The 13965-nt window shown below is 73.6% G+C and carries 12 protein-coding genes and 2 riboswitches; of the genes, 9 read left to right on the top strand and 3 right to left on the bottom strand.

All coding sequences use genetic code 11. The annotated features are described in order from the left end of the window. Positions 1-284: 284 nt before the first annotated feature. Positions 285-442, top strand: a riboswitch (cyclic di-AMP (ydaO/yuaA leader). 4 nt (positions 443-446) lie between these two features. The 6 genes from GQS52_RS28245 to GQS52_RS16645 all read left to right on the top strand — a co-directional run bounded on the left by GQS52_RS28245 (position 447) and on the right by GQS52_RS16645 (position 6857). Beyond that, a complete protein-coding gene (locus GQS52_RS28245; RefSeq protein WP_182314177.1) occupies positions 447-1460 on the top strand; it encodes a transglycosylase family protein in 1014 nt (337 codons plus the stop codon). Between the two features lie 445 nt (positions 1461-1905). After that, positions 1906-2060: riboswitch (cyclic di-AMP (ydaO/yuaA leader) on the top strand. 3 nt (positions 2061-2063) lie between these two features. Beyond that, positions 2064-2969 (top strand): transglycosylase family protein, encoded by a 906-nt coding sequence (locus GQS52_RS28250; protein ID WP_182314178.1) that lies wholly within the window; start codon positions 2064-2066, stop codon positions 2967-2969. A gap of 179 nt (positions 2970-3148) precedes the next feature. Next, on the top strand, positions 3149-4435 hold the full coding sequence (gene eno, locus GQS52_RS16630; protein WP_182314179.1) for a phosphopyruvate hydratase: 1287 nt from the start codon (positions 3149-3151) through the stop codon (positions 4433-4435). A 266-nt stretch (positions 4436-4701) separates the two neighbouring features. Further along, positions 4702-5196 carry a septum formation initiator family protein gene (locus tag GQS52_RS16635; protein ID WP_259370823.1) on the top strand — a complete coding sequence of 165 codons (495 nt, stop codon included), beginning with the start codon at positions 4702-4704 and terminating at the stop codon, positions 5194-5196. 108 nt (positions 5197-5304) lie between these two features. Then, positions 5305-5904 (top strand): DUF501 domain-containing protein, encoded by a 600-nt coding sequence (locus GQS52_RS16640; protein ID WP_182314181.1) that lies wholly within the window; start codon positions 5305-5307, stop codon positions 5902-5904. Further along, on the top strand, positions 5901-6857 hold the full coding sequence (locus tag GQS52_RS16645; protein WP_182314182.1) for a Ppx/GppA phosphatase family protein: 957 nt from the start codon (positions 5901-5903) through the stop codon (positions 6855-6857). The genes GQS52_RS16640 and GQS52_RS16645 overlap by 4 nt, the downstream gene beginning before the upstream one ends. A gap of 46 nt (positions 6858-6903) precedes the next feature. Here GQS52_RS16645 and GQS52_RS16650 read toward each other — a convergent pair whose 3' ends face one another. Beyond that, positions 6904-7173 (bottom strand): type II toxin-antitoxin system RelE/ParE family toxin, encoded by a 270-nt coding sequence (locus GQS52_RS16650; protein ID WP_182314183.1) that lies wholly within the window; start codon positions 7171-7173, stop codon positions 6904-6906. Next, positions 7170-7442, bottom strand: a complete 273-nt coding sequence (locus tag GQS52_RS16655; protein ID WP_182314184.1) for a type II toxin-antitoxin system Phd/YefM family antitoxin — start codon at positions 7440-7442, stop codon at positions 7170-7172. Before GQS52_RS16655 ends, GQS52_RS16650 begins: the two co-directional genes overlap by 4 nt. Before the next feature lie 191 nt (positions 7443-7633). On the opposite strand from GQS52_RS16655, the gene GQS52_RS16660 reads away from it, so the two are divergent. The 3 genes from GQS52_RS16660 to GQS52_RS16670 all read left to right on the top strand — a co-directional run bounded on the left by GQS52_RS16660 (position 7634) and on the right by GQS52_RS16670 (position 11262). Then, on the top strand, positions 7634-7858 hold the full coding sequence (locus GQS52_RS16660) for a hypothetical protein (protein WP_182314185.1): 225 nt from the start codon (positions 7634-7636) through the stop codon (positions 7856-7858). Between the two features lie 418 nt (positions 7859-8276). Next, positions 8277-9665, top strand: coding sequence for an NAD(P)/FAD-dependent oxidoreductase (locus GQS52_RS16665; RefSeq protein ID WP_182314186.1), 1389 nt, complete (start codon positions 8277-8279; stop codon positions 9663-9665). Between the two features lie 259 nt (positions 9666-9924). Continuing rightward, positions 9925-11262 (top strand): cyclopropane-fatty-acyl-phospholipid synthase family protein, encoded by a 1338-nt coding sequence (locus tag GQS52_RS16670; RefSeq protein WP_182316509.1) that lies wholly within the window; start codon positions 9925-9927, stop codon positions 11260-11262. A 121-nt stretch (positions 11263-11383) separates the two neighbouring features. On the opposite strand, the gene GQS52_RS16675 is transcribed toward GQS52_RS16670, so the two are convergent. Next, complete coding sequence (locus GQS52_RS16675) at positions 11384-13891, bottom strand: ABC transporter permease (RefSeq protein WP_182314187.1); 2508 nt, start codon at positions 13889-13891, stop codon at positions 11384-11386. Between the last annotated feature and the right edge of the window lie 74 nt (positions 13892-13965).

Genomic DNA, 13965 nt, shown 5'->3' on the forward strand with positions numbered 1-13965 from the left:
GGGACGTCGGTGAATGTGCGGACAAGCCTTGCGGCCCGGGCACGGCCGGGGCGTCGGGGAAGCCCCCGAACCGTCCCCGAACCGTGCCCGGAGCTTCCCCGGACCGCCTCGGGGGCTTCCCCGGAACCTCGTTGACCTGCCGCCAGGAGGGACCGTGACCCGAACGTGATCCCGGATACACGGACTTGTGATCGATGTGCGCTGCCGCTACGTTTCGCTGCAGTCCGCACGCGCGGGCCCCGCAGCCGGTTCGCCGAATCCCGTCACCGGAGTGCGGGCCGAGGTGCATGTCCGAGCGAACCGTCGACGGGAGCGGGGGAACCAAGGCAGGTCGCCGCGCCGCCCGTCCGGGGCGCGGCTCGGGGTGAAGCCGCACGCGCGGCCGGGCTACCTCACGGCCCGAACCCGACAGCTCACCTCGTAGGCGTCGGAGAGGGACGTATTACATGCTGCTGTCCGGCAACGGGCGCCACCGGCGCCCCCGGCAGGCCCCCGGATTCGTCGTCGCTGCCGGTGCAACCGGCGCGGGGGTGGCACTGCCGCTCCTCGGGGCCGGCGCCGCGAACGCCGCCCCGACCGAGATATGGGACCAGGTGGCCCAGTGCGAGACCGGGGGCGACTGGGGGACCAACACCGGCAACGGCTTCTACGGCGGGCTGCAGCTCAGCCAGGCCACCTGGGAGGCCTACGGCGGCACGGACTTCGCCGAGCGCGCCGACCTGGCCGACCGCGCCCAGCAGATCGCCGTCGCCGAGAAGGTCCTGGGCGACCGGGGGCCGACCGCCTGGGAGAGCTGCGCCGTGATGGCGGGGCTCGAGGCCGGCGGGGAGCCGGCGGACGTGCAGCAGGAGGCCTACGAGGGCCACATCGTCCTGACGCCCGGGGAGGGCGCGGAATCCGGGAGCGGCGGCGAGGACGCGAACGAGGACCTGAAGAAGGACCCGAAGAAGGACGGGGAGAAGGAGAAGGACGCGGGCGGGGCCGGGGACGGCGCCTCCGACGGGGCGCCGGAGGCGGGAGCCCCCGGCACCGGAGCGCCGGACTCCGCCGACGGGACGCCGGTGGACGGGCGGTACACGGACGGGGCGGACGTGGCGGACGGGGCCGCCGACGGCGGCCGGGGGGCCGCGGAGGGCGGTGCGGCAGGGGCGCAGGGCGGGCCGTCCCGCGACGCTGCCGGAGCGTCGGAGCAGGAGCAGGAGCGGGCCGGTGGCTCCGCGGCGGACGGCGCTGCCGCCGGGGGCGCGGAGGCCGGTGCGGCCGGCAGATCCGCCGATGCGGCCCCGTCCGGCGGTTCGGACGGGAGTTACGTCGTCCGACCCGGTGACACCCTCACCCGGATCGCCGACTCGCAGGGGGTCGACGGGGGTTGGCACGGCCTGTACTCGGCCAACCGGGAAGCCCTCGGCGAGGACCCCGATCTCATCATCCCCGGCCAGGAGCTGCGCTTCGGCAACTGACCGCCGCACGAAGGGCGGTACGGTCCCCGGCGGACCGTGCCGCCCTTCGTGCCGTTCCGGCGCACGGGGGACGACGGCCGGTCACCTGACGGGGCCGGGGGCCGGCGCGGCCCCGCGGTGCCTGCCGCACCGTGCCGTCCGCGCGGTCCCTACGGGGTGTGCTGTGTGGGCCGTTCGTGTCGTGTGGGCCGTACGGGGGTGGCGGGTGGTCCGGTGGGCACCTGCCGGACCAACGTGCTCACAGCACGCGAATTCTCCGACGCCGATGCTTCTGACCTGCACGAACATCGGCAAGAAGGTCGGCAAGCGGCTGATATGACGATCCGAATGGTTCACTGCGGCGCTTTGCTGATGACGGAATCGTGTGCTTAACGTCATTTCTGTCCGCATTGCGGATCCCGTCGGACGGTACGCCGAATCCTGCCGCCTGCCGCCGGGAACAGTTGTCGCGCAAGCGCCGTAGGCAGGAGCGGGGGAACCAGGTAAGCCGCCGGGGCCGGACACCACCGGTCCCGGCTAGGGGTCAAGCCGCCGAAGGCGGCCGGGCACTCACTGGCCCGAACCCGACAGCTCACCCCGCAGGCGCCGGTGAGAAACACTTCCATGCTGCTTTCCGCCACCAAGGGCCGTCACCACCGTTCCTCCAGAGCCGCCCGCATCGCCGCGTTCGCCGGCGTCGCAGGTTCCGCCGCCGCGATGCCGCTGGTCGTCGCGGTCTCCACCGCGTCCGCCGCCGACATTCCCACCTGGGAGCGCGTCGCCAAGTGCGAGTCGAGCGGCAACTGGAGGACCAACACCGGCAACGGCTACCACGGAGGCCTGCAGTTCACCCCCGCCACCTGGCGGGCCCACGGCGGCACCCGGTACGCCCCGACCGCGGACCGGGCCACCAAGGAGCAACAGATCGTCGTCGCCGAGAAGGTCCTCGCCTCGCAGGGGCCGGGCGCCTGGGGGACCTGCGGGGCCCGGGCCGGCCTGGCCGCGGGCGGCCCCCCGGCCGCCGTCGGTGACGGCGCGAAGAAGGGCGGTGAGGGGAACCGGTGGACCGCCTCGGGGAACGGGGCCGCCGGCAAGTACGACAAGTACGGCAAGTACCGCAAGGGGGCGGCCGGTAAGCGGCAGGAGGCGTCGGGCGGGGCTTCGGACGGCGCGTCGGGCAGGGGCTCGGGCAGGGCGACGGGCGGAGTGCCCGGGAAGGAGAACGGGACCGGGCGCGGTGCCGGGAACGGAGCCGGGAGCGGGGCCGCGTCGCGCTCCGATGAGCGCGGATCCGCGCAGGCCCCCCGGCCCCTTGCGGGAAAGGGAGCCGGGAGGGAGTCCGGGAGGGAAGCCGGGAGGGAGCCCGGGAAGGGTGCCTCCACCCACCGGGTGAAGAGGGGCGAGACGCTCTCCTCCGTCGCGGTGCAGCGGGACGTCGGAGGTGGCTGGAAGAAGCTCTTCGAGCTCAACCGGGACATCCTCGGCAGCCCCGACCTGATCCGCGCGGGCCAGGAGCTGCGCCTGCGCTGAGCAGGCGGAACGTCCGCGGTGCGGCCGCCCGGGCCGGGGCGGCCGCACCGCGGGCAGGCGGGGGTGCGGGCGGGCGGGTACCCGCCGGCCGGGGGGATTCCCCGAACGGCCGGTCGACTGGACCCGCCCCCGGGTACGGCTAGGCTCAGGGCTGGCAAGACCCACACATCCCTAAGGAGATGCTCGTGTCGTCCATCGACGTCGTCGTAGCCCGGGAGATCCTCGACTCGCGAGGCAACCCCACCGTCGAGGTCGAGGTCGGCCTCGACGACGGCAGCACCGGCCGTGCCGCCGTTCCGTCCGGTGCCTCCACCGGCGCGTTCGAGGCCCTCGAGCTCCGCGACGGCGACAAGGGCCGCTACCTCGGCAAGGGCGTCGAGAAGGCCGTCCTCGCCGTCATCGAGCAGATCGGCCCGGAGCTCGTCGGCTACGACGCCACCGAGCAGCGGCTGATCGACCAGGCGATGCTCGACCTGGACGCCACCCCGGACAAGTCCAGCCTCGGCGCCAACGCCATCCTCGGCGTCTCCCTGGCCGTCGCGCACGCCGCTTCCGAGGCGTCGGACCTGCCCCTCTTCCGCTACCTGGGCGGCCCCAACGCGCACCTGCTGCCGGTGCCGATGATGAACATCCTCAACGGCGGCTCCCACGCGGACTCCAACGTCGACATCCAGGAGTTCATGATCGCGCCGATCGGCGCGGAGTCCTTCTCCGAGGCGGTCCGCTGGGGCGCCGAGACCTACCACGCGCTCAAGGCGGTCCTGAAGGAGCGCGGCCTGTCCACCGGCCTGGGCGACGAGGGCGGCTTCGCCCCGAACCTGGAGTCCAACCGCGCCGCCCTGGACCTCATCGTCGAGGCCATCAAGAAGGCCGGCTACACCCCGGGCCAGGACATCGCGCTCGCCCTGGACGTCGCCGCCACCGAGTTCTACAACGACGGCGCCTACACCTTCGAGGGCAAGCAGCTGTCGGCCGCCGAGATGTCGGAGTACTACGCCGAGCTGGTCGAGGCCTACCCGCTGGTCTCCATCGAGGACCCGCTGAACGAGGAGGACTGGGACGGCTGGAAGACCCTCACCGACAAGCTCGGCGACAAGGTCCAGCTCGTCGGTGACGACCTGTTCGTCACCAACCCCGAGCGCCTGCAGCGCGGCATCGACAACCGCACCGCCAACGCCCTGCTGGTGAAGGTGAACCAGATCGGCTCGCTCACCGAGACCCTGGACGCCGTCGAGCTGGCCCAGCGCAACGGCTACAAGTGCATGATGTCCCACCGCTCCGGCGAGACCGAGGACGTCACCATCGCCGACCTGGCGGTGGCCACCAACTGCGGCCAGATCAAGACCGGCGCCCCGGCCCGCTCCGAGCGCGTCGCCAAGTACAACCAGCTGCTGCGCATCGAGGAGATCCTCGACGACGCCGCGGTGTACGCCGGCCGCGCCGCGTTCCCGCGCTTCAAGGGCTGACCCGGCCGGCGCGGGGCCCGAGGCGGACCCGCCGGTCCGGCCCGGGCCCCGCGCCGTCTCCTTCCGCGCGTCCCCGCCGGTCGGGCGGGGACACGTGACGCGGCACCCGGACCCGTGGTCCCATGGGTGCCGGCGGCGGACGCACTGCCGCCCGCAGCCCGCCGCCCGCCGGCGTGTGCGGGCCGGCCCGCACACGGAGCGTCCGCACACGACGAAGTTCCGGCGCACGACGAAGTGCCCGCACAGGACGAGGAGGGGTTGAGGACGTGGCCGCGGAACGGGACCGGTTCTCCACCGCGACCAGGCTGCGCGCCCTCGGCAGCCAGGCCCGGGCCAAGGTCTACCGGGCCTCCGGGATCCGCCCGGCCCGGCAGCCCCGCCGCAGCCGGCTGACCGGCCGCGCCGCGGTCCTCGCGCTCGTCCTCTGCGCCCTGGTGGTCGCCCTCGCCTACCCGATGCGCCAGTACATCGCCCAGCGCTCGCAGATCGCCGAGCAGCAGGAGCAGGCGCGCCTGGCCCGGGAGAGGGTCGAGCGGCTGCGCGAGGAGAAGGCGCGCTGGAAGGACCCGGCGTTCGTGAGGTCCAAGGCCCGGGAGCACCTGCACTACGTGATGCCCGGCGAGACCGGCTACGTCATGGCGGACCCGTCGGGGAAGGACGGCGACGACGGGCGGGAGCCGTCCGGCGCCGCCGCGGAGCGCCCCTGGTACGAGTCCCTGTGGGACGGGGTGGACTCCGCCGACGCCGAGGGCGGCCGCTGACCCGGCCCGCCCCCGGCCCGGGGCCTTCCGGTCCGGCCGTGGGGCCTTCCCGTCCGGCCGACTGACCACCCGCGACGGGCGGCCCGCGCAGCCTGCGAAAATCGTGGGATGGAAACGCCACCGCCCCAGACCGACCCGACCCCGCCCACCGAGGCCGACCGCGCCGCCGTCGGCGAACAGCTCGGCCGCGTCCCCCGCGGCCTGCGCGCGATCGCGCACCGCTGCCCCTGCGGGCTGCCCGACGTGGTGGAGACCGCCCCCCGCCTGGAGGACGGCACGCCGTTCCCCACGCTGTACTACCTGACCTGCCCGCGGGCCGCCTCCGCCATCGGCACCCTCGAGGCGGAGGGCGTCATGAAGGAGATGACGGAGCGGCTGGCGGCCGACCCGGAGCTGGCCGCCGCCTACCGCGCCGCCCACGAGGACTACATCGCCCGCCGGGACGCGGTCGAGGTGCTCGAGGGCTTCCCGAGCGCGGGCGGCATGCCCGACCGGGTCAAGTGCCTGCACGTCCTGGTCGGCCACTCGCTGGCCGCCGGCCCGGGGGTGAACCCGCTGGGCGACGAGGCGATCGCGATGCTGCCCGAGTGGTGGCGCAAGGGGCCGTGCGCGGGCGGCTGCGCCGCGGCGGGAGACGCCGAGGGCGCCGGGGGCGTTGGGGACGCCGGGGGTGCCGGGGACGCCGGGACCGCGGGGGAGGACGCATGACCAGGGTGGCGGCAGTCGACTGCGGCACCAACTCGATACGGCTCCTCGTCGCCGACGCGGACCCCGCCACCGGCGCCTTCGCCGAGCTGGACCGCCGGATGACGATCGTGCGGCTCGGCCAGGGCGTGGACCGCACCGGGCGCCTGGCCCCCGAGGCGCTGGAGCGGACCTTCGCCGCCTGCCGCGAGTACGCGGAGGTGATCCGCGAGCACGAGGTCCCGGTGGAGCGGGTGCGGTTCGTGGCCACCAGCGCCTCCCGGGACGCGGAGAACCGGGACGACTTCGTGCGCGGGGTCGTGGAGATCCTCGGGGTCGAACCGGAGGTGATCACCGGTGACCGGGAGGCGGAGTTCTCCTTCACCGGCGCCACCCGGGAGCTGGCCGGCCGGGACGACCTGGAGCGGCCCTACCTGGTGGTGGACATCGGCGGCGGCTCCACGGAGTTCGTGGTCGGCGACGAGCACGTCGAGGCCGCCTGCTCGGTGGACGTCGGGTGCGTGCGGATGACGGAGCGCCACCTCGTCGTGGACGGCGCGGTGACCGACCCGCCGACCGCCGAGCAGGTCGCCGCGATACGGCGGGACGTCGAGGCCGCGATCGACCTGGCGTCCTCCACCGTGCCGATCGGGCGGGCCCGCACCCTGGTGGGCCTGGCCGGTTCGGTCACCACGGTCGCCGCGATCGCGCTGGGCCTGACGGAGTACGACTCCTCCCGCATCCACCATGCCCGCGTCTCCCTGGAGCAGGTCCGCGCCGTCACCGAACGCCTGCTCGCGGCCGACCACGACGAGCGCGCGGCGATCCCCGTCGTGCACCCGGGGCGGGTGGACGTCATCGGGGCCGGGGCGCTGGTGCTGCTGGCGGTGATGGAGCGGACCGGGGCCGCCGAGGTCGTGGTGAGCGAGCACGACATCCTCGACGGCATCGCCTGGTCGGCGAGCGAGGCACATTGAGGGTCGGCGCCTGCCGGTGACGGTGGCGGTGGGGTCGGGCGGGGCGTCACAGGGTGCGGTAGACGTCCCGCCGATCGCCCACCTTGACGACCAGGACGACGAGTTCACCGTCGTTGACCTGGTAGGCGACCCGATAGCTCCCGACCCGGAGCCGGTAGAGCCCCGACGGGCCGGTGAGCTTCTTGACGTCGGCGTCCTGGCGGTACGGGTCATCACCGAGCGCGGTCAGCGCGGTCAGGATGCGCATGGCGTCGGGGCGGCTGATGGCCTGGAGCTGCCGCTGCGCCGCCGTGGTGAACCGGAAGGCGTACTTCACGCCGCCTCGCCGCTCTGCTCGGTGAACAGGTCCGCCAGCAGTTCCGCCATCGTCACGGTGGTGCCGCCCTCGGCCAGTACCGCTTCCGCTTCGCGCGCCAACATCACGTCGGCCGCTTCCTCAAGCGCCTCGAAGTCCGAGATCGGAACCACGGCCGCCACTGGGGCGCCGTTGCGCGTGATGACGGTCGGAACGCCTTCCTCGGCCCGGTTGATGTGGTCCGCGAGGTGTGCGCGGGCTTCCCGTACGGTCACGGTGTTCTCAGCCATGAGTTCAGTGTACGCGTTTGCGTGTACACGTGGGTGGGAGTCGCCCTCGTGGGCGGATCTTCGGCGGCGCCGCCCTCTTCTGCCGAAACCTGCTCCCTGGTGGGTGTTGTCAGGGAGGATCGACACCGGAGTCCGTTCCGGGTGGGACACGTCCATGGCGCCGGGCGAGAGGGGGCGTGGTGACTGAGGGAATGTTCGGCATCGACCCCTGGGCCATCGGCTGCCTCCTTGTTCTCCTGGGCCTCGGCATGCTGGGTTTCAGGCGGTTCCGGCGCCGGGCGGCGGTCGGCAGACTGGCTGCCCCTCAGCCGGGGCGACCGCAGTCGCAACCGGGACGGCCACGGCTGACCGTTGCTGCCGAACTCGCCGGCATTGCGGGCTTGGTCATTGCCGTGGTCGCCCTCATCAAGTCGTGAACGATCGGCCTTCCGCCGCCGGACTCCGATGCGGTGCAGAGGGCCGCGGCGCGCAGGGGTCGCGCTCGCGGGCGATCCTCGGTGACATCGCCCGGTCGGCAACTTCGTGAATTTCTTCACATGAAGAAGTGCCGGAACGTCGCCCCCGGCCGTCCGGCGGACCCCCGCCGGCGGCTCCGGGGGTCCGTCGAAACCGTCGGCGGGTTCCGGCCGGAGGGGACGAAACGGGGATTCGCGTCTCTCCCGGACCGTCATCGGCCCAGGTGGGAACGGGCGTTCAACGCCGGGCGCAGGGCTTCGGTTCCCGTTGCGCACTGTGTCCTGGGTCACGAAAGCGGGGCAGTGTAGCAGAGGCCTCCGCAAACCTTGTGAAGGGGCTCACGAGGTACCCCCGAAGGCGTGCTGGATACTCGATGCCATGAGCACCACGGAGCGTCCTCGCATCCTCGTCGTCGGAGGCGGGTACGTCGGACTGTATGCAGCGCGCCGCATTCTGAAGAAGATGCGGTTCGGTGAGGCGACCGTGACGGTCGTCGACCCCCGCTCGTACATGACGTACCAGCCCTTCCTGCCCGAAGCTGCCGCCGGCAGCATCTCCCCGCGCCACGTGGTGGTCCCGCTGCGGCGCGTGCTCCCCAAGGCCGAGGTCCTGACCGGCCACGTCACCTCCGTCGACCAGGACCGCAAGGTCGCGTCGATCACGCCGCTGGTCGGGGACCCCTACGAGCTGCCGTTCGACTACCTGGTCGTCGCCCTCGGCGCCGTCTCCCGCACCTTCCCGATCCCCGGCCTGGCCGAGAACGGCATCGGCATGAAGGGCGTGGAGGAGGCCATCGGCCTGCGCAACCACGTCCTGGAGCAGCTGGACAAGGCCGACTCCACCACGGACGAGGAGGTCCGCCGCAAGGCGCTGACCTTCGTCTTCGTCGGCGGCGGCTTCGCCGGCGCCGAGACGATCGCCGAGGTCGAGGACATGGCCCGCGACGCGGCGAAGTACTACAAGAACGTCAAGCGCGAGGACATGCGCTTCATCCTCGTCGAGGCTGCCGACCGCATCCTCCCCGAGGTCGGTCCCGAGCTCGGCAAGTGGGGCCTCAAGCACCTGCGCGAGCGCGGCATCGAGGTGCACCTCGAGACCTCCATGAAGTCCTGCGTGGACAAGCACGTCGTGCTGGCCAACGGCCTCGAGGTCGACGCCTCCACCATCGTGTGGACCGCCGGCGTCAAGCCCAACCCGGCGCTCGCCCGGTTCGGCCTCCCGCTCGGCCCCCGCGGCCACGTCGACACCGCCCCCACCCTCCAGGTCAAGGGGACGGACTACGTCTGGGCCGCCGGCGACAACGCCCAGGTCCCCGACCTCGCCTCCGGCGAGGGCGCCTGGTGCCCGCCCAACGCCCAGCACGCGCTGCGCCAGGCCAAGGTCCTCGGCGACAACGTGATCGCCGGGATGCGCGGCTTCCCGCAGGCCGAGTACAAGCACAAGAACATGGGCGCCGTGGCCGGCCTCGGCCTGCACAAGGGCGTGGCGCTGCTGTTCGGCAAGGTCAAGATCAAGGGCCGTCTGGCGTGGTACTTCCACCGCGGCTACCACGGCATGGCGGTACCGACCTGGAACCGCAAGCTGCGGGTGTTCGCGGACTGGACCCTCGCGATGTTCCTCAAGCGCGACGTCGTCTCGCTGGGCGCCGTGGAGAACCCGCGCGGCGGCTTCTACGAGGCGGCCGCCCCGGTGACCGCCGCGGCCGCGGCCAAGGCCGCGCAGTCGGCCGAGAGCCGGCCCGAGGCGCAGAAGGCCAACGCCTCCTGACCCGGAGTCGGGTCCGGCGGTGGAGCACCGCAGGAGCAGTGGAGCAGGAACAGTGGAAGGGCGTCCGCCGTCCGTGGGGCGGGCGCCCTTCCGCATGCCCGGAAACGGCCGGAAGGCCGCCGGGAGGGGCGACCGGCGCATTCATTGTGCTTCCTCGGGGTGAGGTGGGAGCGTCGCAGGATCGGCCGACCGGTTGCCTTCTGCTGTCATTCCCGGGACGGGCGCAGCCGGCGTCCGGATCGTCCCGGAGGTGAACACCGTGGCACACGCGGCCGGTCGGTTGTGCAGGATCCTCGAACAGGCGCTGGGGGCCCCGCCGCCGCTGCGCATTCGTGCCTGGGACGGCAGTACCGCCGGACCCCCGGACGGCCCTGCCGTCGTGCTGCGCGACCGCAGGGCCCTGCGCCGCCTGATGTGGCGGCCCGACCGGCTCGGCCTGGCCCGCGCCTGGGTGGCCGGCGAGATCGACGTCGAGGGAGACCTCTACGAGGCTCTGGGGCGCCTCACCGGCATCGTCCTGCACACCGGGAAGGAACCTCCCCGGAGCCCCGCGGCCCGGGTGCTGCGGGCCCTGGAGGCACCGGCACGCCTCCGCGACCCGGCGGCGCGCCGCGCGCTCGCCGAGGCCGTCCTGCTCGCCGGACCGGGACTGCCGCCGCGTCCGCCGCGGGAGGAGGCCCGCGCCCGCCGCGGCCCCCTGCACGCCACGCACCGCGACCGCGCGGCGGTCAGTCACCACTACGACGTGGGCAACGACTTCTACGAACTGGTCCTGGGCCCGAGCATGGTCTACTCCTGCGCCTACTGGGAGGGCCCGGGAGCGAGTCTGGAGGACGCCCAGCGGGCCAAGCTGGACCTGGTCTGCCGCAAGCTCGGCCTGCGCCCCGGGCAGCGGCTGCTGGACGTCGGCTGCGGCTGGGGGTCCCTGGTGCTGCACGCGGCCGAGCACCACGGGGCGGAGGCGGTGGGCATCACCCTCTCCGCGGAGCAGGCGTCGTACGCCCGCGAACGGGTCGCCGCGGCGGGCCTGGCCGACCGGGTCGAGATCCGGCTCCAGGACTACCGGGAGACCGCCGACGGCCCCTACGACGCGATCTCCAGCATCGGGATGGCCGAACACGTCGGCTCCGCCCGCTACCGGGAGTACGCGGACCGGTTGTACGCCCTGCTCAGGCCCGGCGGGCGGCTCCTCAACCACCAGATCGCCCGCCGCCCCTGGAAGGACGAGAGCGCCTACCGCACGGACGAGTTCATCGACGCCTACGTCTTCCCCGACGGCGAACTCGCCCCGCTCGGCACGACCGTCACCCTGCTGGAGGAGGCCGGTTTCGAGGTGCGCGACGTGGAGTCCCTCCGCGAGCACTACGGGCTGACGCTGCGTCGCTGGGTGGAGAACCTGGAGACCGGCTGGTTGCGGGCGCTGGAGCTGGTCCCGCCGGGCCGGGCCAGGGTCTGGCGGCTGTACATGGCCGCCTCCGCGCTGGCCTTCGAGCAGAACCGGATCGGCGTCAACCAGGTGCTGGCGATGCGCACCGGCCCGGACGGCGCCTCGGGGATGCCCCCGGTCCGCGAGCGGTGGCTGCTCAGGCCCGGCTGACCGGCGCCGGCACCCGCACCCGCGTCCCCGGCCGCGGCGGGGACGAGGGCGGGCGCGTCGCCCGGCCGGACCGTGGTGGCCCGGCCGGGCGACGCGCCCGCGCGGCGGGGCTTTCCGTCCGCTACGCGCTCTTGACGGCGTCCAGCATGTTCGTCCGGGCGGCCCGTCGGGCGGGCCAGACGGCGGCCAGGACGCCGACCAGGGCGGCCAGGACCAGGAACAGGCCGATCCGGTCCCACGGCACCGTCATCGCGTAGCCGTCCAGCTCCTCGCGGATCGCCCCGCCGGCGGCCCAGGCGAGGAACAGTCCCAGGCCGATGCCCAGTACCGCGCCGAGCAGGGAGATGAGCAGTGACTCCAGGCGCACGGTCGTCCGTACGCCGCGCCGGTCGAGGCCGACGGCCCGCAGCATGCCGATCTCCTGTGCGCGTTCGAACACCGACATCGCCAGGGTGTTCACGACGCCGATGACCGCGATCACCACGGCCATGGCGAGCAGCCCGTAGAGGATGTTCAGCAGCAGGTTGAGCTGCGCGCTGAACTCCTCGACCATGTCCTGCTCGTCCTGGACGAGGATGGCGGGACTGTCGCCCAGTGCCCGGCGGATGTCCTCGCGGACCTGCTCGTCGGGGCCGTCGGCCGTCCCCACCAGGACCTGCCGGTCGCCGACGCGGTCCATGTGGGCGTCGGTGAGGGAGGCGGGCACCAGCACGCCCGGGAGCGCCTGGGCCTTCTCGTACACGCCGCCGACGACGACCCGGTCCTTCGCCCCGTCCCGGTGCACCACCGGCACGGTGTCGCCGGTGCTCCAGCCCTCCGCCTTCGCCGTGGCGGTGTCCACCACGATCCGGCCCTCGCGCAGGGAGTCGACGGAGCCCTCGGTGAACTCCAGGCCGAGCAGGTCGCCGATGGTGCGGCCGTCCACCCCGAAGGCGAAGGCGGTGGAGCCGTCCAGTTCCAGGCGGACGTCGCGCACCGGGCTGACCGCGGTGACCCCCTCGACCTTCCGCACCGTGTCGGCGACCTCGGGGGACAGGGGCGCGAAGGTGGACATGGTGATGGTGTAGTCCGCCTTCAGGTGGCCGGCGGCCTGCTCGGTGGCGGTCTCCTTGACCGAGAGCGCGATCGTCGTCAGGCCGGTGATCAGGGTCAGGCCGATCATCAGGGCGGAGGCGGTGGCCGCGGTGCGGCGCGGGTTGCGCACCGCGTTGCGGCGGGCCAGCATGCCGGCGGTGCCCAGCGGGCGCAGCAGCGGGCCGGCGGCGGCGACGAGCGGCCGGGACAGCAGCGGGGTGAGCACGAAGACGCCGACCAGCAGCAGGGCCGCTCCCGCGCCCACCGCCGTCTTGCCGTCCGTCCCCTGGGAGTGGCCCAGGGCGGTGAGGGCGGCGCCGAGCGCGGCCAGTGCGGCGCCGATGGTGTTGCGCACCACCAGGCCGCGCGCGGACGCCGGGGCGTGGACGCTGCTCATCGCCGCCACCGGCGGGATCTTCGCGGCCCGGCGGGCGGGCAGCCAGGCGGCGAGTACGGTGACCAGCACGCCGACGGCCGCCGCGGTGGCGACCGTGCTGCCGGAGACGATCAGGGGGCCGTCCGGCAGCATGTTGCCGGCGGACTCCAGCGCGGCGCGCATGCCCACCGCGATGCCGATGCCGGCCAGCAGGCCGGTCGCCGCGGCGACCGCGCCGACCACGAGGGCCTCCAGGAGCACCGAGCGGGTCACCTGGCGGCGGGTGGCCCCCACGGCGCGCAGCAGGGCGAGCTCCCGGGTGCGCTGGGCGACGAGCATGGTGAAGGTGTTGGCGATGATGAAGACGCCGACGAACAGGGAGATCCCGGCGAAGGTCAGCAGCGCCGTGTTCATGCCGGTCGTCTGGTCCGCGATCATCCGCGCCTGGTCGCGGGCGGCCTCCCCGCCGGTGGTGGACACGGCGTCCTCGGGGAGGACCCGGTCGATCCGCTTCTCCAGCGCGGTCTGGGAGGTGCCCGGGGCGGCCTTGACGTCGATCGACTGGTACTGGCCGGGGGCGGTGAACAGTTTCTCGGCGGTGGCCCCGTCGAAGAGGAGCAGGGTGCCGCCGGCCGCGACGTTGCCGTCGTCGGTGTCGAAGACGCCGACCAGCTTCTTCTCCAGCACCGGGCCGTCGACGGAGAGCCGAAGGGTGTCGCCGACGCGGAACCCGGCCCGCTGCGCGGTGAGGCGGTCCACGGCGACCTCGCCGGCCGTCCTGGGTCCCCGGCCCTCGGTCATCGGGTGGCGGGGGTCCTCGCCGCCGGGGCCGGGGGAGTGGTTGGCGCCCGTGGTGGACCAGCCGTTGCCGAGCAGTTCGCCGTCCTTGCCGGACAGGGCGGCGAGCCCGGAGGCGGTGCCGGTCGCGGAGGCGGCGCCGGGCAGGTCGCGGACCTGCTCGAGCAGGTCCCGGGTCAGGGGCTTCGAGGGGTCGGACGGCTCGATCCGGACCGAGACGTCCGTAAGGCTCTTGACGGCGCTCTTTCGGAAGGCTTCGCCGGCGGTGTCGGTGAACACGAGCGTGCCGGAGACGAAGGCGACGCCGAGCATGACGGCGAGGACCGTCATCAGCAGTCTGGCCTTGTGCGCGAGCACGTTGCGCAGGGCGGTGCGGAACATGGGTGTCAGTCCTGGTGAAGGTGCGTGCGGGACGGTGGGACGAGGGGGCGTCGGGGCCGCCGGGGCCGCCGGGG

Source organism: Streptomyces sp. SCUT-3 (assembly GCF_014083985.1).
Classification (GTDB): Bacteria; Actinomycetota; Actinomycetes; order Streptomycetales; family Streptomycetaceae; genus Streptomyces_H; species Streptomyces_H thermolineatus.

Coding starts and splice junctions, on each gene's coding strand:
- GQS52_RS28245 (WP_182314177.1), top strand. CDS start 447: ATGCTGCTGTCCGGCAACGGGCGCCACCGGCGCCCCCGGCAGGCCCCC.
- GQS52_RS28250 (WP_182314178.1), top strand. CDS start 2,064: ATGCTGCTTTCCGCCACCAAGGGCCGTCACCACCGTTCCTCCAGAGCC.
- eno (WP_182314179.1), top strand. CDS start 3,149: ATGCTCGTGTCGTCCATCGACGTCGTCGTAGCCCGGGAGATCCTCGAC.
- GQS52_RS16640 (WP_182314181.1), top strand. CDS start 5,305: ATGGAAACGCCACCGCCCCAGACCGACCCGACCCCGCCCACCGAGGCC.
- GQS52_RS16645 (WP_182314182.1), top strand. CDS start 5,901: ATGACCAGGGTGGCGGCAGTCGACTGCGGCACCAACTCGATACGGCTC.
- GQS52_RS16655 (WP_182314184.1), bottom strand. CDS start 7,442: ATGGCTGAGAACACCGTGACCGTACGGGAAGCCCGCGCACACCTCGCG.
- GQS52_RS16660 (WP_182314185.1), top strand. CDS start 7,634: ATGTTCGGCATCGACCCCTGGGCCATCGGCTGCCTCCTTGTTCTCCTG.
- GQS52_RS16665 (WP_182314186.1), top strand. CDS start 8,277: ATGAGCACCACGGAGCGTCCTCGCATCCTCGTCGTCGGAGGCGGGTAC.
- GQS52_RS16675 (WP_182314187.1), bottom strand. CDS start 13,891: ATGTTCCGCACCGCCCTGCGCAACGTGCTCGCGCACAAGGCCAGACTG.